This window comes from Roseibium sp., assembly GCF_048261595.1.
Taxonomy (GTDB): Bacteria; Pseudomonadota; Alphaproteobacteria; order Rhizobiales; family Stappiaceae; genus Roseibium.
Window position 1 is genome coordinate 632,813 of sequence record NZ_JBLXFW010000001.1, and the last position, 23,397, is coordinate 656,209.

The window sequence follows — 23,397 nt, forward strand, 5'->3', positions numbered from 1 at the left end:
CGTGAGAAATGATGATCAGAACGGCGAGGGAGGGCCGGAAAAACATGTCATGGAATACTTGCAACCTGCGCCGTATATGCGTCGCACTCGGCCTGTTGCTTGCGGCCCCTGAAGGGGCAATTGCCTCTCATGTCAGTCTGGGGCCACGTCCGCCGTATCTGGTTGACGGTATGGAAGATGGCCCGCTGAAGGAGAAGCTGACAGCATGTATCGGGACGCCCGCACGCCATTCCGATTTTTCCATAGGCCACCGCGGCGCAGCGCTTCAGTTTCCCGAGCACTCCGCCGAGGGCTATCGGGCAGCCGCACTCATGGGCGCGGGGATCATAGAGTGTGATGTCACCTTCACAAAGGACAAGGAACTCGTCTGCCGGCATTCCCAGAACGACCTGCACCAGACGACCAATATCCTGGCGACCGATCTGGCCGGAACCTGCAAGGTGCCGTTTTCTCCCGCTGAAGGCGAACAGACCGCCCGTGCGGAGTGCCTGACCTCCGATATCACGCGCGAGGAGTTCCTGTCGCTGAAGGCGAAAATGGACGGCGCCGACAAGACGGCGACGAGCGTCGAGGACTATATCGCCGGCACACCCGGCTGGCAGACCGACCTTTATGCCTCGGGTGGAACCGTCGTCACTCATGCCCAGTCGATAGACTTGATCCGCTCGCTTGATGCCAAGTTCATGCCGGAGCTGAAGGCACCGAAGGTGGCAATGCCCTTTGACGGGTTTTCCCGCGAGGACTACGCCCAGAAGCTGATCGATGAATACAAGGCCGCCGGGATACCGCCCGAGAACGTCTGGCCGCAATCTTTCGACCTGCAGGACATCCGCTACTGGATCGAGAACGAGCCCGAATTCGGGGCGCAGGCGGTGTACCTGGATGGCCGTTTCGGTCGCGACGGAGTGGATTCGCAGGATCCATCGACCTTCTCACCGAGCATGAAAGAGCTGAAGGCAATGGGCGTGAACTACATTGCCCCCCCGATCTGGATGCTGCTCACCCTAAGTCCGGAAGGACGCATCCTCCCCTCTGCCTATGCTGTCGAGGCCCGCGGGGCAGGGCTGAAAATGATTGCGTGGACGCTCGAACGATCCGGTCCATTGAACTCCGGCGGAGGGTGGTACTACCAGAGCATTGCCGATGCCATCGATGGCGATGGCCGGCTCTACGAAGTCCTCAATGTCCTGGCGCAAGACGTTGGCGTATCGGGCATTTTTTCAGACTGGCCAGCGACCGTGACTTTCTATGCAAACTGCATGGGGTTGGATTAAGGTTTGCGAAAAATTAACGCCAAAAGGAGGAGAAGAGACCGGAAAAACAACCCATGAGGGCAATTAATGGCGAAGGCAAAAGCCTACTCTGATTTCCTTGGATTTCATGTTCGGGCATTCTTCTGTTTTTTAATCGCACAAGTCCTCATCATACGAGACGTAGAACGCGTGATCGCAACAATGCGCCAAGGCGGCTGTGCGACCTTTCAAGACGCTCCGTTGGATTGGATCGTCGCCGCGATTTTCTACTCTTACGGCATTGCGATGTTCATCTTCATATTGGTGATCACCGCCACGTTCTTCAAAGGCAGAGCCGTGCGAGTGGTTTGGTTTCCCATCTCGTTATTGTGGGTAGGGTTGGTCTTTCTGGCCGTGAACCAGGCTGCATTGTTCGCGGCTGCGGGACGGCTGGATTACAACATCGATCAACTTGCGGACCTTCTAGGCACTGCGCCGTTTGCCGCTTGCAGCTAGCACGATAACCGTTACAGGCAATCTTGGCTCAGCGGGCCTGATCGAGCAGCCGCTTGCACTCGAGCAATTCGAACAAGGTCGACTGGAGGCGGCGGACATCGTCCTTGGACAGCGTGTCGGCAGTCACCGGGTCAGTGTCTGCGTCACCGTCCTTGTCGCCGCGCAGACGCGCCATGAATCCTCGTGACCCATGAGCCTTTTCGAGCGGCTTTTTCTCTGTCCCTTCAGGAAGAACATCCCGCGGCGTTCTGTCCTCATCGGCCACGCTATCGGCGGCGGCGGAAACAGCGGACATGTCGACAGCGACGGCGTGAGGTTCGGCTTGCTGCGTCACCGGAACCGGCAAGGCATCTTCCCGCCAGATCTGCATGACGAAGCGGGCGCCCTGCTCCTTCAGGATGCGCTGCACCCCCTTGATGGTATAGCCTTCGCCGTAAAGCAGATGGCGGATCCCGCGCAGCAACTCGACGTCATCGGGACGGTAGTAGCGGCGCCCCCCGCCACGCTTGAGCGGTTTGATATGGGTAAAGCGGGTTTCCCAGAAACGCAGGACGTGTTGCGGCAGATCCAGATCTTCTGCCACCTCGCTGATGGTCCGGAAAGCGTCCGGGCTCTTGTCCTGAAGACTCATGCTGGGCGTCTTGCAATCAGTTTAAACAAAAGGCGCGTTCGACCACGCAGGCCGACCTGGCCGGCGACCCGTGAAGACCCGTCCCGAAGCGGTTCAGGCCGGTGAGCCGGTCAGTGCATCGTTGATGCGCTGCTTCAAGACGTTGCTCGGCTTGAAGACCATGACACGGCGGGGGGAAATCGGAACTTCCTCGCCGGTCTTCGGATTGCGTCCGATCCGTTCGCCCTTTGAGCGAACGACGAAAGATCCGAAGGAAGACAGCTTGACCGATTCTCCGGTGAGGAGACATTCGGAAATCTCCGAAAGTACGCGCTCTACCAGTTCGGACGACTCCGTGCGTGACAGGCCGACCTTCTGATAGACCGCCTCGCACAAGTCCGCGCGCGTGATAGTTCTGCTGCCCATGACCACTCCCCGGCGATGCCAACGATCTGGCTGATTTTGCTATAGAACTTACCGAATTGACCTACGGTATTGCGTCGAGCAACACCGGTCAACAGGAAGAACGCGGTTCAGCAAAATTTACGACTAGTCCTTTTGGAGAGGTTTTATTGCAACTACCAGCGCAGGAGCACCGATCCCCAGGTGAAGCCGCCACCCATCGCTTCCAGGAGCACGAGATTGCCCGGCTGAACACGGCCATCGCGCACAGCGGTATCAAGCGCCAGCGGGATGGAGGCCGCCGACGTATTGCCGTGGAGCTGAACCGTCGTGACCACCTTTTCCGGGGCAATGCCCAGCTTCTTGGCGCTGGCATCGATGATGCGCTTGTTCGCCTGGTGCGGGATGAACCAGTCGAGGTCGTCGGAGCTGAGACCTGTCGCAGCATAGGCGTCTTCGATCACGTCGGTGATCATGCCGACTGCATGCTTGAAGACTTCCTTGCCTTCCATGCGCAGATGACCCGTCGTCTGTGTCGAGGACGGACCGCCGTCGACATAGAGCTTTTCCTTGTGTTCACCATCGGACCGCAGATGCGAGGTCAGGATGCCCCGATCGGCGACATTTCCCTCGCCTTCCCGAGCTTCGACGACAACCGCGCCCGCGCCATCCCCGAAAAGAACGCAGGTCGTGCGATCTTCCCAATCGAGAATCCGGGAGAATGTTTCCGCGCCGATGACAAGCGCACGCTTGGCCATGCCGGAACGAAGATAGGCGTCGGCCGTGGTCAGCGCATAGACGAAGCCGGAGCAGACCGCGTGAACATCGAAGGCAAAGCCATGATGGATGCCCAGTCCCTTTTGAACCGTGACCGCACTGGCCGGGAACGTGTTGTCCGGGGTCGCGGTCGCCAGAATGATCAGGTCGATGTCCTTTGCCTCGACCTTGGCGCTTTCAAGCGCAGCCTTGGCGGCCTTGAGCGCCAGGTCGGAGGTGACCTCGCCTTCTGCCGCAATGTGGCGCTGCTTGATACCGGTCCGCTGAACGATCCATTCGTCGGATGTGTCAACCATCTTGGATAGGTCGTCGTTGGTCACGCACTTGGCCGGCAAGTAGCTTCCGGTGCCAAGAATGGTTGAACGGATCACGCTCACAAATCACCTTCCGGGGTAGTCGCGGCTTCGGCAAACCGGCCGCGATGATAATGCACAAGGTCCTGGGCGATCTTGTCGGTCAGCCCGTTCTTGACCATGTCGTAGGCCAGATCGATGGCCGCTGCATAACCTTCGGCGTCGGTGCCGCCGTGGCTCTTGATAACAATGCCGTTGAGGCCAAGGAAGACCCCGCCATTGACCTTGCGCGGATCCATTTTCTCACGCAGCAGATCAAAGGCGCTCTTGGCGAAGAGGTAACCGAGCTTGGACATGAAGGTCCGGCTCATAGCCGAGCGGAGGTAGCCGCCGATCTGCTTGGCCGTTCCTTCCGCGGTCTTGAGCGCGATATTGCCGGCAAAGCCTTCAGTCACAACAACGTCAACGGATCCCTTGCCGATGTCATCGCCCTCGACGAAACCGGCATAGGAAAGTGAGCGCAGCGGCGTTTCGCGCAGCAGACGCCCAGCGGTGCGAACCTCTTCAAGGCCCTTGACCTCTTCGACGCCGATATTGAGGAGGCCGACAGTCGGCTTTTCGACGCCAAACAGGGCGCGGGCCATGGCGCCACCGAGAATTGCAAAGTCGATCAGCTGCTGCGCATCGGCGCCGATGGTGGCCCCGACATCAAGCACGACGGACTCGCCTCGTGCCGTCGGCCAGATTGCAGCAATGGCAGGACGCTCGATGTTCGCCATGGTGCGCAGGCAGAACTTTGACATTGCCATCAGCGCACCGGTATTGCCCGCCGACACGGCAACAGCCGCATCGCCGGTCTTCACCGCTTCGATCGCCCGCCACATGGACGAGCGCCAGCGGCCCTGACGAAGCGCCTGGCTCGGCTTTGCATCCATCGCAACCGAGACATCGCAGTGTTCGAAGACGGAGGCGTCGCGCACTCGCGGATATTTCTCGAGAAGCGGCCGCACCACCTGCTCGTTCCCGTAAAGGAGGAAACGAATGTCGGGGTGCCGGACGAGAGCGATTTCAGCGCCCGGAAGAACAACTTCCGCGCCGTGATCACCGCCCATGACGTCGAGAGATATTGGAATGGTTTTCGCCATATTGGTCTTTAGATAGTGCCTTTTTCGCCCAGCCTAGGGCGAATCTCACGTTCACCCTGCCCAGAACACATGCCCTTGCCTGCCGTCAGGCTAGGCCTTTCGACGGTCGCCGAACATAACGTTTTCCGTCGCCGAAACAACCGTTTTCACAAGTTCGTCCTGAGGTTTCGCCCGCAAAGCCTCGTCACTCGGCTCCCCTCAGTTCTTCGGATCCTCCTTCAACTTGGCCAAAGCTGCAAAGGGTGACGGCGCGGGCTCATCCTCTTCCTCATCGCCCGAGACAGCGGCCTCGAAGGTGACACCCGGCTTCTTCGGGAAGGGATCAATAACCAGTGCCAGCTGCTCGCAGATCACGGCGCCAAGATCGAGAATTCCGTCGACTATCACATCTGGCGGATCCAGGGTTTCCAGGTCGATCTCGATCTCGCCGTCATCGTTGAGATCGCGCGGCTTGCGCGAGCGGCTGGAGACCGGCTCGAAGGTGCGGTCTATTTCCTCGTCAATCTCGCTTACAAAGCTCTCGAGCGAGACGACACAGGTCTGTTCGAGGCCTGCCTTCAACCGTCCGCTGACCCGGATACCGGCCTTGTGCCAGGGCTTGAGCGCGAGCTCTGCCCGGAGAAAGCGTATGCCGTCGAGTTCATAGGCTTTTGCGATCCTGTCCAACTCGGCCTTGTTGGGTTCCAGAACGACTTCCTGCCCCGATCCGATCTTGTCGCCGGAGATCTTGTGGGAATAGGGAAATGTCTCACGCATCATCTGTCTTGTCCTCTGGAGCGAAGGGTGCCGGATCCGGGAAGGCGACCTCACCGGCAAGGATCCGGTCGACCTGCTGCCCGTCCATCTCGCTGGCCGCTGCAATCATGTAGGCAGCCAGCGCCCGGTCTGCGACCTCTCCCTCGGCATCGGGAAAGACGTTGCGCCTCAACGCCTGCGCAAGCGCATCGACATCGCCGCCTTCGATGGCCGGCATGTAGGCATCGGCGCGGCCATAGAAGGCCTCGCCCATCACCTTGATCTTCTTCGGCACCCTTACATCCGTCACGCCGAGCTCACGCAGACTTGCATCCATGTCGTGAAAGAACAGGTCGAAGACGTTCTGGGCGAAGCGACCGACCGCCTTGCCTTCTCCGCGCAGGCGGCGGAAAAGCAGGACGGCGTGCACGATGATCATGTCAAAACGCCCGTCGATCGTATCGGGTACGCCAAAGCGGGAATAGAACACCGGTTGCCGTGCTTGAGCCACGATCTGGCAATACACCTTGTGCTCTGCGTCACGGGTTTTGCGGCGAAAAAGGCCGAAGAGCATTATGGTCTCCGTGATAACTGATGTTGCCATGTGGCCTATCCCACGATAGGGACTTTGCCAAGCATCGAAAAACTGACACCGTCCGGCGTTGCGGACGGCCCTACAGGAAGACACGTATGAATATCAAGGCCCAAGCCGTTCTCATCCCGCTTCTTGTCGCATTGCCGCTCGCCGGGTGCTTCACGCAAACCTATACCCATGGCCACGTGATCTCGAACGACATGCTGTCCCAGGTGCAGGTCGGCTCTTCCAAGGAACAGGTGGAACTGGTGCTCGGGTCTCCGTCAACGACGTCGAGCCTCGATGGTGACGCCTACTACTACATCTCCCAGATCTCCGAGACGACAGCCTTCCTGGCGCCGGACATCGTCGAGCAGCGCGTCGTCGCCGTCTATTTCGATGAAGACGGGTTTGTCCGCGATCTGGCGAACTACGGCCTGCAGGACGGCAAGGTCGTCGACTTCATTTCCCGTACGACCCGCACAGGCGGTTCGGACTACGGCTTCCTGACCCAGATACTGCGCGGCGCGGCAACGCCGAGTGTCGGGCTCTAAGACGCCGGTCCCGAAAACCCCCATTCGAAATGATGAAAGCCCCGGCCGATTGGCCGGGGCTTTCCTTTTTCAGGTCCGCCGCAAAGCTGGGTCCTTCATCAATGGGCCAGGATCGCCAACAGCAGCAGGGCCACGATGTTGGTGATCTTGATCATCGGGTTCACCGCCGGGCCGGCCGTATCCTTGTATGGATCGCCAACCGTGTCGCCCGTGACCGAAGCCTTGTGAGCCTCGCTGCCCTTCTGGTGGGTGACGCCGTCCTTGTCGGTAAAGCCATCCTCGAAGGACTTCTTGGCGTTGTCCCATGCGCCGCCGCCGGCGGTCATGGAAATGGCCACGAAGAGACCGGTCACGATCACGCCGAGCAGCATTGCCCCGACCGCCGCGAAGGCATCGGACGGGGTCGCCACCGCACGGACGATGAAGAACACCACGATCGGCGACAGCACAGGCAGCAGCGAGGGAACGATCATTTCCCGGATCGCGGCTCTGGTGAGCATGTCCACCGCGCGGCCATAGTCCGGACGCTCGGTGCCCTGCATGATGCCCGGCTTTTCCTTGAACTGGCGCCGCACTTCCTCGACCACGGAGCCCGCTGCGCGGCCAACGGCCGTCATCGAGATACCGCCGAAGAGGTAGGGCAACAAGCCGCCAAAGAGGAGCCCGGCCACCACATAGGGGTTGGACAGGGTGAACAGCGTGTCGACGTTGATGCCTTCGAAGATGGAGCCCGCTTCCGCCTTGGAGGCGAAGAAGCGCAGATCCTCGGTATAGGCAGCAAAGAGCACGAGGGCCCCAAGACCAGCCGAGCCAATGGCATAGCCCTTGGTCACCGCCTTGGTGGTGTTACCGACGGCGTCCAGCGCGTCGGTTGTCGAGCGCACCTCGGCAGGCAGTTCCGCCATTTCCGCGATCCCACCGGCATTATCCGTGACCGGACCGAAGGCGTCGAGCGCAACGACCATACCGGCCAGCGCCAGCATCGTCGTCACCGCGATGGCAATGCCGAAGAGACCTGCAAAGGCGTAGGTCACCAGGATACCTGCAATGATGATGATCGCAGGCAATGCCGTTGCCTCAAGCGACACCGCAAGGCCCTGAATGACGTTGGTGCCATGACCGGTGACCGAAGCCTGGGCGATGGAGCGGACCGGACGATAGTCCGTACCCGTGTAGTATTCCGTCACCCAGATGATCAGGCCGGTCACGATCAGGCCGACGATGCCACAGTAGAATAGATCCAGCCCGGTAAAGCTGTTCCCGGTGGACGTGGTGAAGACCTTGTCCGCCCCGAGCCAGCCGAAAATGACCCCGGCAAGGGCCACGGCCGAGAGGACCGCGGTTGCGATGAAGCCCTTGTAGAGCGCTCCCATGATCGAGTTGTTGGCGCCGAGCTTGACGAAGAAGGTGCCGAGAATCGATGTGACCACGCAGACCGCACCGATCATCATCGGAAGCAGCATGAGCGGCACGACATCCGCACCTGCAAAGAAGATCGAGGCAAGCACCATGGTGGCAACAACGGTCACCGCATAGGTCTCGAACAGGTCGGCCGCCATGCCGGCACAGTCGCCCACATTGTCGCCGACGTTGTCGGCGATGGTGGCCGGGTTGCGCGGATCGTCTTCCGGAATACCGGCTTCGACCTTGCCGACGAGATCGCCGCCGACATCCGCACCCTTTGTGAAGATACCGCCACCGAGACGGGCGAAGATGGAAATGAGCGAGGCGCCGAAGCCAAGTGCAACGAGCGCGTCAATGACCACGCGGTCGGTCGGTGCATGTCCCATCGGCCCCGTGAGGATGGCGTAGTAGACCGCGACGCCCAGAAGTGCGAGGCCGGCCACCAGAAGGCCGGTGACAGCGCCGGACTTGAACGCAATCTCAAGACCGGCGGCCAGGCTCTGGCTTGCTGCCTGGGCCGTGCGCACGTTGGCGCGGACCGAGACCATCATGCCGATGAAACCGGCCAGTCCCGACAGGACCGCCCCGATCAGAAAGCCGATGGCAGCTGTTCCTGACAGCAACACCCAGGCCAAAACAAAAACGACCGCCCCGACGATGGCGATCGTTGTGTACTGACGCGTCAGATAGGCGGTTGCCCCTTCCTGGATCGCCCCGGCAATTTCCCGCATGCGCGGGGTACCGGCGTCGGCGGCCATGACGGACTGGATCGCCCAGCCCCCGTAGGCCACCGACAGCAGCCCGCAGACAATGATGACGACTAACTCGCTCATATTTCCTCCCAGAATTGTCGCGAGCCTATTTCGATTTACATTGTGCTTTTCTTATTCTGAACAGACCCGCCTCGGGCAGCCGCGGTCCCCCACTGCTGCCACCACGTGGCCACGATAGCAGGAGAGAACCAAGTGGCGTCAAGTTACTCTTAGGAATAACTCACAGGTGACGCTAAGATAACTTATAGTGCGTCGCAATATTTTTAATTGCACACCTTGCAATGCAACAAGCAATTGAAACTCAAGGTGTCTGTTTATTTCGCTCGTGCGAAAGAAGCCACCAGAGCAGTACAAGGCTGAGCGCGACGAACGGGAAGACAATCCAGTTGACCGTGCTCCAGCCGTAAATGTCGAGCAGCTGACCTGACGAGAACGACGCAAAGGCGACGAAGCCGAAGACGAGGAAATCGTTGGACGCCTGGACCATGTTGCGCTCCTCCGGCCGATAGGTGTCGGTCAGCATGGCGGTTGCGCCGATGAAGCCGAAGTTCCAGCCAAGACCCAAGAGGATCAGCGCGGTCCAGAAGTGCGACAGTTCCACCCCCATCAGGGCGACAATGGCGCAGCCTGCGAGCAGAGCCAGACCGACGGCAACGATGCGCTCCTTGCCGAAGCGGGCGATCAGGTTGCCGGTGAAGAAGCTCGGGCCGAACATGGCCAGAACGTGCCACTGGATGCCAAGCGCCGCGTCGGTTTGCGTCAGGCCGCAGGCAATCATGGCGAGCGGCGTTGCCGTCATGACGAGGCTCATGAGCGCGTAAGAGGTAACGCCGCAGGCTGCGGAGACGATGAACCGTGGCTGGCGCACGATCTCCATGATCGGCCGCCCTTCCCTGACGCCCTTGACCCGTCTCGGCGGTGTCGGGATCTTCAGGAACAGCACGAAACACAGTGCGACGACGGCAAGTCCCGCCTGGGCCAGAAATGTCCCGGCAAAAAGAATCGGGTCGAACAGGTCCTTGGTCCAGATAACCGTCTGTGGACCGACCACGCCTGCCAGTACGCCGCCGGCCAGAACCCAGGAAATTGCCTTCGGCTTGAACGCGTCACTGGCCGTATCCGCGGCCGCAAATCGGTATTGCTGGACGAAGGCGCCGGTGAAGCCGCTGAGGGAACAGGCAAGACAGAACAAAAGGAAGCTGTTCTGGAAAATGGCGTAGGCGGCCAAAAGGCCCGCGACGATGGCAACCACACTCGACCCGGCAAAGCCCGCCCGGCGCCCGAAGCGCCGCATGATCATCCCGGCAGGCAAAGTGCCGATGGCGGTTCCCAGGACCATGGCCGAGACGGGCACCGTCGCCAGCGACTTGTTCTCGTCCAGCATCATGTAGCCGACCAGCGACCCGGTCGCGATGACGATGGAGGCAGAGGCACCTCCCACAGACTGGGCCATTGCCAGCAGCAGGGCGTTGCGCTTGGCAAGACGGTCGTCGACGGAAACGGGGTTCGGCGCGGAAGCGGCTGAAACAGAAGACATGGGATTTCCGGGGTTCACGCGGCCGAAAGATCGCCAGCTGCGTCAATATCGTCAGAAGAGGTCTCTAGTCCTACACCAGCTTTGAAGGTGATGGCAGTCCCTGTTTCACAAATGTGAAAATATCGCAGCTACGCTCCAGCTCGGGCGCAAACGCTCCCCGCATATGCCCAAAGACCGGTTCGACCGGAGATGGCGAACACGGTACGCCTGATCAAAAGTGCCGGAACCCGGGGAAGTGAGAATTCGAGAGGCGGCCGGACGTCGAATGAGGCACCACCCTGCCCTCACCGGCGACAACACGGCCGATGGCCGTCACGTCACAGCCTGCTTCGGATGCAGCGCGCTCGAAGGCATCGGAGGCGCTTTCAGGAACAGCAGAGAGGATCTCGTAATCGTCGCCGCCGTTCAGGCAAGCGGCGAAAATCTTCCCATCCTTCGCCGCGATGGTTTTCATGGCGTCAGACAGGGGCACCCGGTCCAGTTCGATTTCCAGATCGACGCAAGATGACCTGGCCAGATGTGCAGCATCTGCCAGAAGCCCATCGGATACATCCATTGCCGCCGAAGCATGGGCGCGAATGGCCGCGGCCAGCTTCACCCTTGGCCTGGGAAGGAGGTATCGGTCGAGAATGTGCCGTTCTTCCTCGGAGGAGAACCCCATGCGACGCTTGAAATCGGGGTCGAGCCGGTCCTTGAGGCCTGCGGCGGCATCGCCAATGGTCCCGGAAACATAAAGAATATCGCCAGGCGCCGCCCCCTTTCGGCGAACAGCGGTACCTTCGGGCACCTCGCCTATCGCAGTAATGGAAAGCTGCAAGCCGTTGCCGGAGCGGATGGTGTCACCACCGACAAGCGTGATACCGAAGGCCGCCTGGTCCCCGGACAGCCCGCAGCAGAAGCGTTCAAGCCAGTCAGCCTGCCAGTCGTCGGGCAAAGCCAGTCCGAGCAGATAGGCCCTTGGTTCGGCCCCCTTGGCGGCAAGATCGGACAGATTGACCCGCAGCGCCTTGGCCGCAATCGCCTCAGGCGGGTCGTCGGCAAAGAAATGAACGTCTGCGGCCAGCATGTCCTTTGTCAGGACGAGTTCGAAGCCGGGCCGAGGCTTGTAGACGGAGGCGTCGTCGGTCAGCCCGAGGCTGCCGGGATCACTGGCAAGCGGAGCAAAAAAGCGGCGGATGAGGTCAAACTCACCCGGCCGCCCGTCTTCTGTTTGCTGGGGCGTTTCCCCGGCCATGCCTATTCCCCGTCGGCGTCCGCGTCGTCACCCTCATCGCTCACCGGAGCCGGGACGTCCAGCTCGCTGTTGCGAAGGTCATGGGCCAGACGGTCGAGAATGCCGTTGACGAGGCCCGGCTCGTCGTCCTGGTAGAAAGCCTTGGCGACATCGATATATTCGGAAATGATCACCTTCGGCGGCACATCCTTGCGGCGCAGCAGCTCATAGGCACCGGCACGCAGGATCGCGCGCAGCAGGCTGTCGATGCGCTTCAGCGGCCAGTCTTCGGTCAGAGCGGTATGGATGAAGGGATCGAGGAACTTCTGGTCAGCGACCACACCGCGGACGATGCTCGCGAACCACTGTTCGTCGGCGTCGCGGTACTGTTCGCCGTCCAGTTCCTTGCCAAGGCGGAAGGCGGTAAATTCGCTGATGACGCTGGAAGCCGGAGTTCCACCGACATCCATCTGATACAGCGCCTGCGCAGCCGCGAGACGCGCCGCGCCCCGCTTGTTCGCCGGGCGCGCTTCCCGCGTCTTCGGCTGTGCCTGTTCGACCTTGTCGGTCATATTCTTATACTCCGAGCCTCTCGCGCAGCGCGATCATTGCCAGCGCTGCCTCGGCGGCTGCGCCGCCCTTGTTCTTGTCGTCCACCTTGGCGCGCGCCCAGGCCTGCTCGCCGTTTTCCACGGTCAGGATACCGTTGCCGACGGCCAGATCCGCATCCACCGTCAGGTCCATGATCACGCGGGCAGATTCATTGGCCACGATGTCGTAATGCGAGGTTTCGCCGCGGATCACGCAGCCCAGAACGACGAAGCCATCATAGATCTCGCCGCCATTTTCCATGGAGGTCATCACCATGGACAGGGCAGCCGGAATCTCCAGCACGCCGGGAACGGAAATCCGCTCATAGTGGCCACCGGCCGCCTCGATTGCCTGGATCGCGCCTTCGGCCAATGCATCGGCAAGGTCGGCATAGAAACGGGCTTCGATAATCAGAATCTTCGGCGCAGAGCTCATGGGTCCATTCGTCTTTCTTGGGGGCCGCGACAGGAACCATGTCCGTCCGGCTTTGTCCACCCCGAATGCGGAGCCGGAATGGCTCGGCTGGGGAGAAATGAAATCTCTGGTAAACGCAGCTCAAGGCAGCCGCGCCCGTTCACTTGCGTCTCTGTTACGCCTCGCGAGCGAATTCCGCAAGCCGTGCCGCGTAGCGGGCCATCATATCGACTTCCAGATTGACCAGATCGCCCTCGCCGCGCTCGCCCCAGGTGGTCACGGCAAGCGTGTGCGGGATCAGGAACACGGAGAACAAAAGTCCGTCTGCCTCGTTGACGGTCAGTGATGTTCCGTCGAGACAGATCGACCCCTTCTTGGCGATGAATGGCGCGCTCTCGCGGGACGCCTCGAACTGGAAATAGACGCTGTCGTCATGGTCGACGCGCCTGGTGATCCGCGCGGTACCGTCGACGTGACCAAGAACCAGGTGACCACCGAGTTCCGCTCCCATCGCCAGCGAGCGCTCAAGATTGATCTTCTTGCCTGGCTGCCACGCACCGACGGTGGTCAGGGCCAGGGTTTCCGCAGCCGACTCCACCTCGAACCACCGGGTACCGTCCGCATCCTCGCCCTTGGCAGTCACCGTGTGGCAGGGCCCGCCGCAGGCAATCGATGCACCGATATCGATGCCCGCCGGATCGTAGGCCGTCTTGATGCGGGTGCGCAGTCCCGCCGGGATCTTCTCAACCGACAGGATTTCGCCGAGATCGGTGACTATACCGGTGAACATTCGCGTCCCCACTTCATGCTTCGTGCTTCAACGCCTACGCGCGCTTGCGCAGGTATACATAGGTATCCCGGCCGGAATGGCCGCGGTCGATCCGCTCATATCTGGGATCAGCCAAGATGTCTTCAAGGCTTGTTCCCTGCAGAGGCGGTATGCCGCCAGCGCCGATCTCCACATCTCCGGTGACGATGCACAGGTCATCGACGCAGTCCGCAATGAGGAAGGCACTGGCGATACGTGAGCCGCCTTCCACCATGAGACGGGTGACACCACGCGCTCCAAGCGCCCTCAAGGCCGTGCGCGGATTGATCCGGCCATTCTCAAGCGGGATACGGATGACAAGTGCACCGGCCTCGCTCAGCGCCTTAACTCGACCGGTGTCTGCGTCGTTGCCAACGATAACCCACATTGGGACATCGGCGGCACCCTTCACCATGGCCGACGTGACGGGAAGCCTGGCCCGGGCATCGAGCACCACACGCACGGGCGACCTGTCGGCCATGCCTGGAAGCCGGCAGGTCAGCATCGGGTCATCGGCAAGTGCGGTGCCGATCCCTACCAGGATCGCATCATGGTTGGCACGGAAGCCGTGCACATGGCGCATGGACAATGGCCCCGAAATCATGATCTGTCCCTCGCCTTCACGGCCAATGAAGCCGTCTTTGGATACCGCCAGCTTCAAGAACACATGCGGTCTCTGTTCGCTGATGCGCAGGGAAAACCCGTGATGCAGGGCACGGCACTCCGCTTCCTCGACACCGAGCAGGACGTCGACGCCAGCGTCCTGGAGCATCTTGATGCCGCGTCCCGCAACACGCGGGTTCGGATCACGCATGCCGATGACCACACGGGCCACCCCGGCTTCGATCAGGGCGTTGGAACAGGGCGGCGTACGGCCGAAATGGGAACAGGGTTCGAGCGTGACGTAACAGGTCGCCCCCCTTGCGCGGCTTCCCGCCTGACGCAGGGCATTGACCTCGGCATGGGCGCTTCCGGGCCGGGAGGTGACACCCCGACCGACGACCACCGGTTCGCCGCGCTCGTTGTTGCCCACAATCAGCGCACCGACCGACGGGTTCGGCCAGACCTTTCCAAGCCCCCGGCGGGCAAGCCCGACGGCTGCGAGCATGAAACGGGAATCCTGCTGGGCAAAATGGGTCATGAAAAATCAGGTCCGGCTGGTCATGAAACAAAGTCGGAAAACCGGACGCCTCACGGCGCCCTGACGTCTTTCCTAAAGATCCACCAGAGGTTCCCCATCCGGTCCACTCAATTCATCGAGAAGTGCCTCGAAGTCCTTGGCTTCACGGAAGTTCTTGTAGACAGAGGCGAAGCGGACATAGGCGACGTCGTCAATGCCCTTGAGCCCTTCCATGACATGGTTGCCGATGGTCTCGGCAGTCACGTCGCTCTCGCCAGAACTTTCCAGCTGCCGCACGATACCCGAGACCATGCGCTCGATGCGCTCGGGCTCGACAGGGCGCTTGCGTACGGCGATCTGGACGGAACGCATGAGCTTCTCGCGATCGAACGGAACGCGGCGGCCGGAACGCTTGAGCACGATGAGTTCGCGTAGCTGGACGCGCTCGAATGTGGTGAAACGACCGGCGCAGGTGTTGCACACCCGGCGTCGGCGAATGGCCGTATGGTCCTCGGTCGGGCGGGAATCCTTGACCTGGGTTTCCTCGCCGCCGCAATAGGGACACCGCATGGGTTATTGCTCCGATGCCACAATCGGCATTCTTCGGACCGTGCCGAAAGCGCCAAGCCGACTGATTTGAGAATTTGAGGCCTCCTGCACCATCCGATGCAGGAGGCCCAAGAGCTTTAGAGGGTCGGGTAGATCGGAAAGCGGGCCGTGAGAGCCTCGACCTTGGCCTTTACCGCTGCCTCGACTGCCGCATTGCCTTCCTCGGAATTCGCGACCATGAGCCCATCGAGCACTTCGGCGATCAGATGGCCGATCTCGCGGAACTCCGCGATCCCGAAGCCACGGGTCGTACCGGCCGGAGTTCCAAGACGGATACCGGAGGTGACGAACGGCTTCTCGGGGTCGAACGGAATGCCGTTCTTGTTACAGGTGATGTTGGCGCGGCCGAGTGCCTTTTCCGCGACCTTGCCGGTGGCGTTCTTCGGACGCAGGTCGACCAGCATGGAATGGTTGTCCGTGCCACCCGAGACGATGTCGAGACCCTGTTCCTTCAGGGATTCGGCCAGAGCCTTGGCATTGGCGGCAACCGCCTGCGCATAGGTCTTGAATTCCGGCTGCAGGGCTTCCTTGAAGGCAACTGCCTTTGCCGCGATGACATGCATCAGCGGACCACCCTGGAGGCCCGGGAAGATCGCCGAATTCAGCTTCTTGGCGATTTCCTCGTCGTTCGACAGGATCAGGCCGCCGCGCGGACCGCGCAGGGACTTGTGCGTCGTGGAGGTAACCACATGGGCATGCGGGATCGGAGACGGATGAACGCCACCTGCGACCAGACCGGCGATGTGTGCCATGTCGACCATGAGGTAGGCACCGACGCTGTCAGCGATCTCGCGGAAACGCTTCCAGTCCCAGATACGCGAATAGGCCGTGCCGCCGGCGATGATGAGCTTCGGCTTGTGCTCTTCCGCCTTGCGGGCAATGTCTTCCATGTCGAGGAGGTGGTCGTCCGCACGTACGCCATAGGAAATGACGTTGAACCACTTGCCGGACATGTTGACCGGGGAACCGTGGGTCAGGTGACCACCGGAATTGAGGTCGAGGCCCATGAAGGTGTCGCCCGGCTGCAGCAGGGCGAGGAAAACCGCCTGGTTCATCTGGGAACCGGAGTTCGGCTGAACGTTGGCGAAGTTGCAGCCGAAGAGCTGCTTGGCGCGCTCGATTGCCAGCGTTTCAACGACGTCCGCATATTCGCAGCCGCCGTAATAGCGCTTGCCCGGATAGCCTTCGGCATACTTGTTGGTGAAGATCGACCCCTGAGCTTCCAGAACAGCTCGCGAGACGATGTTCTCCGAAGCAATCAGCTCGATCTCGTGCTGCTGGCGACCGAGTTCCTTGCCAATGGCGTCAAAAACTTCCGCGTCGACACCAGAAAGCGGACGGTTGAAGAAATCATGGATGGAAGACTGGTTGGCTGCGGAATCCGTCAAAGACATCGCACCGTCCTTTTCAGCTGGAGCTCGACACTGTTGGGGCGTTTAGCCCACGGAATTGCGGCATGTTCGCGCCGCGTCATTCGCGTTGGCGAGGGAGTTACCATAGAGCGGCGTCCGAACCAAGAGGCACGCCGACGCACCACCGCATAAATACGGCATGGGCCGCCGGGGTCACACCCACCCGGACAGGACAGGGGATCAGACGATTTTCCCGCGTTGCACCGGAGGCTCTTCCGCACTGCTCGCCGTTTCCTGTTCCAGACGCCTTTGCAGCTTACGGATAGCCAGCGCTTTCAGATCCGACTGTCCAGCGGTATGCGGACCGAAAACAACCACTTCGAGACCGCTTGCGGCGTCGATCGCCGTCACACGCACCTGTCGTCCGACGGCCTGGAACTCCAGGTAGACTTCACCAGGGGTGGGACGATCTCGGTTCATCTGGTCTTGCTCACATCATGCTCTTGCAGGCAAAGGCGTGTTTCAGGTTTTGAGGAAACGGTTCGCCCTGGCCCAACGGCAAACGGCCGCGACATGGGTGCTGCGGCCGGATCAGTTTTCATGAGCTAGAAAGCCACGGGTTTGACGTTCTGGCAAGTGAAGAGCGTCAAACCCGCCTTGAGCCTTGGATCAAAGGCGCGCCTGGGTTTCCACCAGACCGGCCGAATTCGGATCGGCATAGAGCCCATCACGATTGTAGATGTCGTCACGGAAATGCACGACGCCGTCGGCATTGGCCCAGGCAGTGATATAGGTCAGGTAGAGGGGAATGCTGGACTTCAGCTTCACGTCCTCGCGCGCGCCGGTCCGGATCACGTCATCGACCTTCGAACGGTCCCAGTCCGGCGTGGTCGACTGAAGCAGCCAGGTGACCAGTTCCTTGACGTTCTGAACGCGAACGCAGCCGGACGAATGGAACCGATAGTCGCTGCCGAACAGCGTCTTTGACGGCGTGTCGTGCAGGTAGACCTGATGCTGGTTGTGGAAGTTGATACGTACTGAGCCAAGCGAATTGATCTCGCCCGGTTCCTGGCGGAACTGGTACTGGGTCGCCTCTTCCGTGTTCCAGTCGATCTGTTGCCAGGACAGCTCGTTGTCCTTCCAGTCGAAGATGCGAATCTTGTTCTTCGCCAGGTATTCCGGATCTTCCTTCATCTTCGGGATCAGGTCCTTGCGGATGATCGAGACCGGAACCGTCCAGTACGGATTGAAGTTCAGCTCATAGATCTTGGAATTCAGGATCGGTGTCTGACGATCGATCTTGCCGACGACGGCAGTATGGCGGGAGCGAACCAGCCCGTTCTCGACAGCCTCGATTTCGGCCGCCGGAATGTTCACCATCACGTAGCGGTCGCCGAGGAAACCCGACATGGACCGCAGACGGACCAGATTGGTCTCGAGCTGGCGCAGGCGTACTTCCGCCGGAACGTTCAGCGCCGTGACCGTGGAATCGCCGAGGATCCCGTCCGGCAGCAGGCCGTGGCGAAGCTGGAAACGCCGAAGCGCGGCATCGACGTAGGAGTCGAACGTATCGGACATGCCGGCTGTCTGCTCCAGATCGCCGGAGACCATCAGGCGCTTGCGCAGGTCAACGACCTCGCCACCCTTTGCGCCGATCCTCAGGGGACGGCCGCCCGTGGACCTGATCTGCCCCCATCCACCGTATTGGACGATGCGCGAATAGGTGTCGATCGCGACAGCTATATGATCGGCCGTCTCGGGCGACAAGGTCGGTGCACCCGACTTCATCTCGCGCAGGGATTCCATCGTCTGGTCGAACTTGTCTTCCCACTCGACACGCTGGCGGTGCTGCCGGAGCGCTTCGAGCGGCGAATCAGCCTGTGCAGGGACTGCGGACAAGCCGGAGATCACGACCGCTGCCAGCGCCGAAGTGCCCAACGCGAGGCGCGACAACTGCTGCGTCAACGGCATTGCCGGGTTTGCGATCTTGCTCAGGCGGGCCGTCCGGCAAAGGCTCAATACGTTCATCGTGCAGGTCACCAATCGATTTCGTGCAGCGCGGAATCCAGTCGCCTGGATTTATCATCGGTTTGCTTAACAAATTGCCGCGGCGCTCGCCCAAGCTGGCACAGCACACGTGTCGGCAGGCGTCGAACAAGCCATTTCAATGTGTCGAGATAATGTCGGACACCAGAGATCTGCCGGCAAATAAAAAGAAAATGATGTGGCACGAAGCCTTGAGCGAGTACCAGGACCTTGTGGCATCCGGCTCCGTTAAAATGGAAACGCCGCCCCAGCTTTGCCGGGACGGCGTTTCAAGTCATCTGGATCGGCCGCTAAATCCTTTAGAGGCGATACAGGATCTGATCGGTCCAGAAACGTTCCAACCGGCGCAGTGACCTGTTCAGGGTCACGAAATCCTCTGCGCCGATTTCTCCAACCTGTTCGACGGAAAGCATGTGCCGCTCGTAAAGCTCGTTCACGATGCGAGCGACCTCATGGCCCTTGTCGGTCAGCGACACGCGAACCGAACGACGGTCCATGCGCGAGCGCTGATGATGGATATATCCGGTCTCGACCAGCTTCTTGAGGTTGTAGGACACGTTCGAGCCGAGGTAATAGCCGCGGGTGCGCAGCTCGCCTGCCGTCAATTCAGCATCACCGATGTTGAACAGAAGCAATGCCTGCACGCTGTTCACATCGGACCGGCCCATGCGGTCAAACTCGTCCTTGATGACGTCTAGGAGTCGACGATGCAGTCGCTCGACAAGTGTCAGAGCTTCCAGGTAGAGCGGTTTGATTTCCGTCTCCCCTTCGCCCTGTACCACTGCATCGACTGCCCTTGTTGCGGTGATCATATGTTTGCGCCTCTTAGTACCTGTCTTCAGGTGGATATTGTTCCCACCTTGCTAATCACCCTACAGATGCGCTTCTAAGATCCGCTTAAGAGACACGCTGAATCATCCGTTAAATGTTTCAAGACATTTCTCCAAAGCCTTGAAACGTTTGATTCATCATGTTCCCCGCAAGTATTTCACGATGCCCGAGAAGTCTACGCCCTCGCCTCCTGAATTGACGAACATGGAATAAAGCGCGGCGGCCTGTGCGCCGAGCGGGGTAGCGGCTCCCGACGAATGAGCCGCATCCTGCGCCAGTTTCAGATCCTTGAGCATCATCTCGGCAGCAAAGCCCGGCTGATAGTCACGGTTCGCCGGCGAGGCCGGCAGCGGCCCCGGAACCGGGCAATAGGATGTCAGAGCCCAGCACTGGCCCGACGCGGTGGAGGAAATGTCGAACAGCTTCTGGGCATCAAGACCGAGACGCTCTGCGAGCACGAAGGCTTCGCTGACACCGATCATGGAGATACCCAGGATCATGTTGTTGCAGATCTTTGCCGCCTGGCCGGTTCCTGCATCTCCCGTATGGACGATGGTCTTGCCCATGATCTCCAGATAGGGCTTTGCGGCATCGTACGCCGCTTCCGGACCGCCAACCATGAACGTCAGGGTTCCGGCTGCCGCACCGCCAACACCGCCGGAAACTGGCGCGTCAACCATCGGCATGCCCTTCGCCTCAGCCGCAGCAGCGACAGCGCGTGCGCTGTCCACGTCGATCGTCGAGCTGTCGATCAGGAGCGTGCCGGGCGTGGCGTTGTCCAGAACACCTCCCTCGCCCTCATAGATCTTGCGCACATGTTTGCCCGCGGGAAGCATGGTGACGATGATGTCGGCACCGGCAGATAGGTCCGCAACGCTGGCTGCCCGACTGCCACCGGCTTCTTCCAGAGCCTTCAATGCGGCTTCCGACAGATCGAAGCCGGTCACCTTGTGACCAGCCTTGACCAGATTGGCTGCCATCGGACCGCCCATGTTGCCGAGACCGATGAAACCGATTGAGCTTGCCATGATGTTCCTCCCGATGAACATGACGTTTGTCCGGCGAGAACCAGACCAAGGATGGGCCGCTGGCGCGGCTAATTTTTCCGTATCTCGCGTTCCATCAGGTACATGAGCAGCAGATAGATCGCGATGGTGAGGATGTAGAACGCGATTTCATACGGACGGCGTCCGTAGATATCGGCAAAGAGCGAGTGCATGACGATCTGGCTCATGGCTCGGAAAAGCCACATCACCGTGCCCCAGGACACGGCCAGCCACAGACCGATCGCGGCCACCAGATCGAGCACGGCAAAGAACACCGTTGCTGCCTGCCATTCGACGGGCATGTCCCAGAACCACAGGCCACGCCAGGGCACGAAGCCGACGATGCGCGCCCAGTGAATCACTCCACCGCCAATCAGCAGCAGTGCAATTGCTCTCAGATACCAGACCAGCACCGTGCTCCAGGGCGGGCGCGTCTTTATCAGATCCTGAAAGCTTGTGATCATGGGCGGTTCCGATCCGTACGGTCAGTCGAGGGGCAGGTCCCCACCGACGGGCCTTTCGAAATACGCCTGCAGGTCGGCCGTGTCCACCTGATCAAGGCGGTCAGGCGTCCATTTCGGTGCATGATCCTTGTCGACCAGAACGGCACGGACGCCTTCGAAGAAATCGTGACCTTCAACGACCCGGCTCACAATGCGGTATTCCAGCTTCATGCAGCCGTTGAAGTCGAGGTCCGCGCCGCGGCGCATCTGCTCGAATGCCAGATGAACGCTGGTTGGCGACTTGGCGCGGATCTGTTCCGCGGTCCTGACGGCAAAGTCCTCATCGGAAGCATCCAGCCGTTCCATGATGCCTGCCACGCTGCCTGCCGAAAAAGCCGTCTCGATGAGATCGCCGTGGATCATGAGATCCGATGCGCCCGGATCGACGGCATAGGCCTCGATGGCGGCATCCACGTCAGTAGCTGTTTCGAGGTCGGCCAGAAGCGCGCCGACATTTTCACGATCCATGGCGTGCGTCAGGACTCCAGTTGCCAGAAGATCGGCCTGTTTCAGCCGGCCCGCGCTCATCGCACAGTATGTCCCGGTGAAGCGCGGCATGCGCGGCAGGAAATAGGTGCCCCCGACATCTGGGAAGAAGCCAATGCCGGTTTCCGGCATGGCAAACATGACGAACTCGGTGCCAACGCGGTGCGAGCCGTGAACCGACAGACCGACGCCGCCGCCCATCACAATCCCGTCGATCAGGGAAATATAGGGCTTGGGATAGGACTTGATCTGCGCATTGAGCATGTACTCGTCGCGAAAGAATTCGGCCAGCCCCGGCTCTCCCGACTGTTTCATGTCGTAGATCTTGCGAATGTCGCCGCCGGCACAAAAGGCCTTTTCGCCAGCACCTGTAAGCACAACGTGGCGGACGCTGTCGTCGTCGGCCCAAACGTCGAGCTGTCTGGCAAGCGCACTCACCATCGGATGGTTGAGAGCATTCAGCGCCCTGGGCCTGTTCAGCGTCACGACACCGGCATGGCCACGTTTTTCAAACAGAATTTCGTCGGTCAAACCGGCTCTCCTCCTGGGCAACGGTCGGGTGGCTCTGAACACTTCCCGACCTGGTTGCCTTTAATCTACGTCACAAACAACCGGAGCGTCTCCGCATCCGTTGTGCAAAATCCAAAGCAAGGCCTGGCAGGCCAGCGCTATTCCGACAGAAGCTGACGGGCGATGATCAGACGCATGATCTCGTTGGTGCCTTCCAGAATCTGGTGCACGCGCACGTCGCGCAGGTATCGCTCGATCGGATAGTCGCGCAGATAGCCGTAGCCACCGTGCAACTGCAGTGCCTCGTTGACGACGTTGAAGCCCGTATCCGTGGCAAGGCGCTTAGCCATGGCCGCCGTCTTGGTGGCATCGGGCGCCTTGGCGTCAACAAGGCCAGCCGCCTTGTGAAGGAGCAGCCGCGCGGCTTCAAGCTCTGTTGCCATGTCCGCCAGCCGGAACTGCAGGGCCTGGAACTCTGCCAGAGCCTTGCCGAACTGCTTGCGGTCCTTCATGTAGGCGATCGACCTTTCGAGACAGGTTTGCGCGGCGCCAAGCGAACAGGCGCCGATGTTCAGGCGCCCTCCGTCGAGGCCGGCCATGGCGATCTTGAACCCGTCGCCCTCGGCACCGATGCGATTGGTCTTCGCGACACGGCAATTTTCGAAATTGACCTGGGCGGTCGGCTGGCTCTTCCAGCCGAGTTTGACTTCCTGTGCTCCGAAGGAAAGCCCCGGAGTGTCCTTTTCGATCACGAGACAGGAGATCCCCTTGGGACCCTCCACACCCGTTCGCACCATGGTGACATAGACATCACTGACGCCGCCACCGGAAATGAAGGCCTTGGATCCGTTGACCAGATAGTGATCCCCGTCCTCCCTGGCCGTGGTGCGCAGGCTTGCCGCATCAGATCCCGACCCCGGTTCAGTCAGGCAATAGCTTGCGAACCGCTGCATTGAGCACAGGTCCGGCAAATAGGCCTGGCGGATCTCGTCCGATCCATAGGTATCGATCATCCATGCGGCCATGTTGTGGATCGAGATATAGGCAGCGGTCGAAGTGCACCCCTTTGACAGTTCCTCGAAGATAATGGCGGCATCGGTCCGGGTCAGCGCCGACCCGCCAACGTCCTCGCGCACATAAATGCCACCAAAACCGAGAGCTGCCGCCTTGCGCAGGGTCTCAACGGGGAACGTGCTCGTCTCATCCCAGTGGCGGGCGTGAGGTTCCATTTCCTCGCGCGCAAAGGCACCAGCCATGTCCTGAAAGGCACGTTGGTCCTCATTGAGGGAAAAGTCCACGATCGATCCTCCCCAGAT

At 60.5% G+C, this 23,397-nt stretch carries 25 protein-coding genes; 3 read left to right on the forward strand and 22 right to left on the reverse strand.

Features of this window, described 5'->3' with window-relative positions:
- The first annotated feature begins 44 nt into the window (after positions 1–44).
- A complete protein-coding gene (locus ACN0SY_RS02755; RefSeq protein WP_417684234.1) occupies positions 45–1,274 on the forward strand; it encodes a glycerophosphodiester phosphodiesterase family protein in 1,230 nt (409 codons plus the stop codon).
- 66 nt (positions 1,275–1,340) lie between these two features.
- Entirely contained in the window at positions 1,341–1,748 is a 408-nt protein-coding gene (locus ACN0SY_RS02760; RefSeq protein WP_417684235.1) for a hypothetical protein, read from the forward strand.
- 28 nt (positions 1,749–1,776) lie between these two features.
- Here ACN0SY_RS02760 and ACN0SY_RS02765 read toward each other — a convergent pair whose 3' ends face one another.
- The 6 genes from ACN0SY_RS02765 to ACN0SY_RS02790 all read right to left on the reverse strand — a co-directional run bounded on the left by ACN0SY_RS02765 (position 1,777) and on the right by ACN0SY_RS02790 (position 6,314).
- Positions 1,777–2,379 carry a MerR family transcriptional regulator gene (locus tag ACN0SY_RS02765; RefSeq protein WP_417684237.1) on the reverse strand — a complete coding sequence of 201 codons (603 nt, stop codon included), beginning with the start codon at positions 2,377–2,379 and terminating at the stop codon, positions 1,777–1,779.
- A 93-nt stretch (positions 2,380–2,472) separates the two neighbouring features.
- Complete coding sequence (locus tag ACN0SY_RS02770; RefSeq protein WP_417684239.1) at positions 2,473–2,784, reverse strand: integration host factor subunit alpha; 312 nt, start codon at positions 2,782–2,784, stop codon at positions 2,473–2,475.
- Between the two features lie 152 nt (positions 2,785–2,936).
- Complete coding sequence (locus tag ACN0SY_RS02775) at positions 2,937–3,914, reverse strand: beta-ketoacyl-ACP synthase III (protein ID WP_417684241.1); 978 nt, start codon at positions 3,912–3,914, stop codon at positions 2,937–2,939.
- Positions 3,911–4,975 carry a phosphate acyltransferase PlsX gene (plsX, locus tag ACN0SY_RS02780; protein WP_417684242.1) on the reverse strand — a complete coding sequence of 355 codons (1,065 nt, stop codon included), beginning with the start codon at positions 4,973–4,975 and terminating at the stop codon, positions 3,911–3,913. The genes ACN0SY_RS02775 and plsX overlap by 4 nt, the downstream gene beginning before the upstream one ends.
- A gap of 198 nt (positions 4,976–5,173) precedes the next feature.
- Positions 5,174–5,734: a YceD family protein gene (locus tag ACN0SY_RS02785; RefSeq protein WP_417684244.1), complete on the reverse strand. Its 561-nt coding sequence runs from the start codon at positions 5,732–5,734 to the stop codon at positions 5,174–5,176.
- Positions 5,724–6,314, reverse strand: a complete 591-nt coding sequence (locus tag ACN0SY_RS02790) for a ubiquinol-cytochrome C chaperone family protein (RefSeq protein ID WP_417684245.1) — start codon at positions 6,312–6,314, stop codon at positions 5,724–5,726. Before ACN0SY_RS02790 ends, ACN0SY_RS02785 begins: the two co-directional genes overlap by 11 nt.
- A gap of 86 nt (positions 6,315–6,400) precedes the next feature.
- Here ACN0SY_RS02790 and ACN0SY_RS02795 point away from each other — a divergent pair, with 86 nt between their 5' ends.
- A complete protein-coding gene (locus ACN0SY_RS02795) occupies positions 6,401–6,838 on the forward strand; it encodes an outer membrane protein assembly factor BamE (protein ID WP_417684247.1) in 438 nt (145 codons plus the stop codon).
- A 98-nt stretch (positions 6,839–6,936) separates the two neighbouring features.
- Here the strand turns inward: ACN0SY_RS02795 and ACN0SY_RS02800 are convergent, their stop codons facing one another.
- From ACN0SY_RS02800 to ACN0SY_RS02875, 16 genes are all read right to left on the reverse strand, one after another.
- Positions 6,937–9,075, reverse strand: coding sequence for a sodium-translocating pyrophosphatase (locus ACN0SY_RS02800; RefSeq protein ID WP_417684249.1), 2,139 nt, complete (start codon positions 9,073–9,075; stop codon positions 6,937–6,939).
- A gap of 241 nt (positions 9,076–9,316) precedes the next feature.
- Positions 9,317–10,552: an MFS transporter gene (locus tag ACN0SY_RS02805; RefSeq protein ID WP_417684250.1), complete on the reverse strand. Its 1,236-nt coding sequence runs from the start codon at positions 10,550–10,552 to the stop codon at positions 9,317–9,319.
- 211 nt (positions 10,553–10,763) lie between these two features.
- A complete protein-coding gene (gene thiL / locus ACN0SY_RS02810) occupies positions 10,764–11,786 on the reverse strand; it encodes a thiamine-phosphate kinase (RefSeq protein WP_417684251.1) in 1,023 nt (340 codons plus the stop codon).
- Between the two features lie 2 nt (positions 11,787–11,788).
- A complete protein-coding gene (gene nusB, locus ACN0SY_RS02815; RefSeq protein WP_417684253.1) occupies positions 11,789–12,337 on the reverse strand; it encodes a transcription antitermination factor NusB in 549 nt (182 codons plus the stop codon).
- 4 nt (positions 12,338–12,341) lie between these two features.
- On the reverse strand, positions 12,342–12,791 hold the full coding sequence (gene ribH / locus ACN0SY_RS02820) for a 6,7-dimethyl-8-ribityllumazine synthase (protein WP_417684254.1): 450 nt from the start codon (positions 12,789–12,791) through the stop codon (positions 12,342–12,344).
- Positions 12,792–12,945: 154 nt separating this feature from the next.
- The gene (locus ACN0SY_RS02825; RefSeq protein WP_417684255.1) at positions 12,946–13,560 is read right to left on the reverse strand and encodes a riboflavin synthase; all 615 of its coding nucleotides are present in this window, start codon (positions 13,558–13,560) and stop codon (positions 12,946–12,948) included.
- A gap of 34 nt (positions 13,561–13,594) precedes the next feature.
- On the reverse strand, positions 13,595–14,719 hold the full coding sequence (gene ribD / locus ACN0SY_RS02830) for a bifunctional diaminohydroxyphosphoribosylaminopyrimidine deaminase/5-amino-6-(5-phosphoribosylamino)uracil reductase RibD (protein WP_417684257.1): 1,125 nt from the start codon (positions 14,717–14,719) through the stop codon (positions 13,595–13,597).
- 72 nt (positions 14,720–14,791) lie between these two features.
- Complete coding sequence (gene nrdR, locus ACN0SY_RS02835) at positions 14,792–15,268, reverse strand: transcriptional regulator NrdR (RefSeq protein WP_417684259.1); 477 nt, start codon at positions 15,266–15,268, stop codon at positions 14,792–14,794.
- A gap of 116 nt (positions 15,269–15,384) precedes the next feature.
- Positions 15,385–16,701 (reverse strand): serine hydroxymethyltransferase, encoded by a 1,317-nt coding sequence (glyA, locus tag ACN0SY_RS02840; protein ID WP_417684260.1) that lies wholly within the window; start codon positions 16,699–16,701, stop codon positions 15,385–15,387.
- Positions 16,702–16,899: 198 nt separating this feature from the next.
- Positions 16,900–17,139, reverse strand: coding sequence for a DUF6898 family protein (locus tag ACN0SY_RS02845; RefSeq protein WP_417684262.1), 240 nt, complete (start codon positions 17,137–17,139; stop codon positions 16,900–16,902).
- A gap of 189 nt (positions 17,140–17,328) precedes the next feature.
- Positions 17,329–18,687: a L,D-transpeptidase family protein gene (locus ACN0SY_RS02850; RefSeq protein WP_417684264.1), complete on the reverse strand. Its 1,359-nt coding sequence runs from the start codon at positions 18,685–18,687 to the stop codon at positions 17,329–17,331.
- Positions 18,688–19,004: 317 nt separating this feature from the next.
- Entirely contained in the window at positions 19,005–19,517 is a 513-nt protein-coding gene (ldtR, locus tag ACN0SY_RS02855) for a transcriptional regulator LdtR (protein ID WP_417684266.1), read from the reverse strand.
- 156 nt (positions 19,518–19,673) lie between these two features.
- The gene (gene mmsB / locus ACN0SY_RS02860; RefSeq protein WP_417684268.1) at positions 19,674–20,585 is read right to left on the reverse strand and encodes a 3-hydroxyisobutyrate dehydrogenase; all 912 of its coding nucleotides are present in this window, start codon (positions 20,583–20,585) and stop codon (positions 19,674–19,676) included.
- A 47-nt stretch (positions 20,586–20,632) separates the two neighbouring features.
- Positions 20,633–21,046, reverse strand: coding sequence for a DUF6163 family protein (locus tag ACN0SY_RS02865; protein WP_417684269.1), 414 nt, complete (start codon positions 21,044–21,046; stop codon positions 20,633–20,635).
- Positions 21,047–21,067: 21 nt separating this feature from the next.
- The gene (locus tag ACN0SY_RS02870; protein WP_417684271.1) at positions 21,068–22,102 is read right to left on the reverse strand and encodes an enoyl-CoA hydratase/isomerase family protein; all 1,035 of its coding nucleotides are present in this window, start codon (positions 22,100–22,102) and stop codon (positions 21,068–21,070) included.
- A 137-nt stretch (positions 22,103–22,239) separates the two neighbouring features.
- Positions 22,240–23,379, reverse strand: coding sequence for an isobutyryl-CoA dehydrogenase (locus ACN0SY_RS02875; protein WP_417684273.1), 1,140 nt, complete (start codon positions 23,377–23,379; stop codon positions 22,240–22,242).
- Positions 23,380–23,397 lie beyond the last annotated feature (18 nt).

Coding starts and splice junctions, on each gene's coding strand:
- ACN0SY_RS02755 (WP_417684234.1), top strand. CDS start 45: ATGTCATGGAATACTTGCAACCTGCGCCGTATATGCGTCGCACTCGGC.
- ACN0SY_RS02760 (WP_417684235.1), top strand. CDS start 1,341: ATGGCGAAGGCAAAAGCCTACTCTGATTTCCTTGGATTTCATGTTCGG.
- ACN0SY_RS02765 (WP_417684237.1), bottom strand. CDS start 2,379: ATGAGTCTTCAGGACAAGAGCCCGGACGCTTTCCGGACCATCAGCGAG.
- ACN0SY_RS02770 (WP_417684239.1), bottom strand. CDS start 2,784: ATGGGCAGCAGAACTATCACGCGCGCGGACTTGTGCGAGGCGGTCTAT.
- plsX (WP_417684242.1), bottom strand. CDS start 4,975: ATGGCGAAAACCATTCCAATATCTCTCGACGTCATGGGCGGTGATCAC.
- ACN0SY_RS02785 (WP_417684244.1), bottom strand. CDS start 5,734: ATGATGCGTGAGACATTTCCCTATTCCCACAAGATCTCCGGCGACAAG.
- ACN0SY_RS02790 (WP_417684245.1), bottom strand. CDS start 6,314: ATGGCAACATCAGTTATCACGGAGACCATAATGCTCTTCGGCCTTTTT.
- ACN0SY_RS02795 (WP_417684247.1), top strand. CDS start 6,401: ATGAATATCAAGGCCCAAGCCGTTCTCATCCCGCTTCTTGTCGCATTG.
- ACN0SY_RS02800 (WP_417684249.1), bottom strand. CDS start 9,075: ATGAGCGAGTTAGTCGTCATCATTGTCTGCGGGCTGCTGTCGGTGGCC.
- ACN0SY_RS02805 (WP_417684250.1), bottom strand. CDS start 10,552: ATGTCTTCTGTTTCAGCCGCTTCCGCGCCGAACCCCGTTTCCGTCGAC.
- thiL (WP_417684251.1), bottom strand. CDS start 11,786: ATGGCCGGGGAAACGCCCCAGCAAACAGAAGACGGGCGGCCGGGTGAG.
- nusB (WP_417684253.1), bottom strand. CDS start 12,337: ATGACCGACAAGGTCGAACAGGCACAGCCGAAGACGCGGGAAGCGCGC.
- ribH (WP_417684254.1), bottom strand. CDS start 12,791: ATGAGCTCTGCGCCGAAGATTCTGATTATCGAAGCCCGTTTCTATGCC.
- ACN0SY_RS02825 (WP_417684255.1), bottom strand. CDS start 13,560: ATGTTCACCGGTATAGTCACCGATCTCGGCGAAATCCTGTCGGTTGAG.
- ribD (WP_417684257.1), bottom strand. CDS start 14,719: ATGACCCATTTTGCCCAGCAGGATTCCCGTTTCATGCTCGCAGCCGTC.
- nrdR (WP_417684259.1), bottom strand. CDS start 15,268: ATGCGGTGTCCCTATTGCGGCGGCGAGGAAACCCAGGTCAAGGATTCC.
- glyA (WP_417684260.1), bottom strand. CDS start 16,701: ATGTCTTTGACGGATTCCGCAGCCAACCAGTCTTCCATCCATGATTTC.
- ACN0SY_RS02845 (WP_417684262.1), bottom strand. CDS start 17,139: ATGAACCGAGATCGTCCCACCCCTGGTGAAGTCTACCTGGAGTTCCAG.
- ACN0SY_RS02850 (WP_417684264.1), bottom strand. CDS start 18,687: ATGAACGTATTGAGCCTTTGCCGGACGGCCCGCCTGAGCAAGATCGCA.
- ldtR (WP_417684266.1), bottom strand. CDS start 19,517: ATGATCACCGCAACAAGGGCAGTCGATGCAGTGGTACAGGGCGAAGGG.
- mmsB (WP_417684268.1), bottom strand. CDS start 20,585: ATGTTCATCGGGAGGAACATCATGGCAAGCTCAATCGGTTTCATCGGT.
- ACN0SY_RS02865 (WP_417684269.1), bottom strand. CDS start 21,046: ATGATCACAAGCTTTCAGGATCTGATAAAGACGCGCCCGCCCTGGAGC.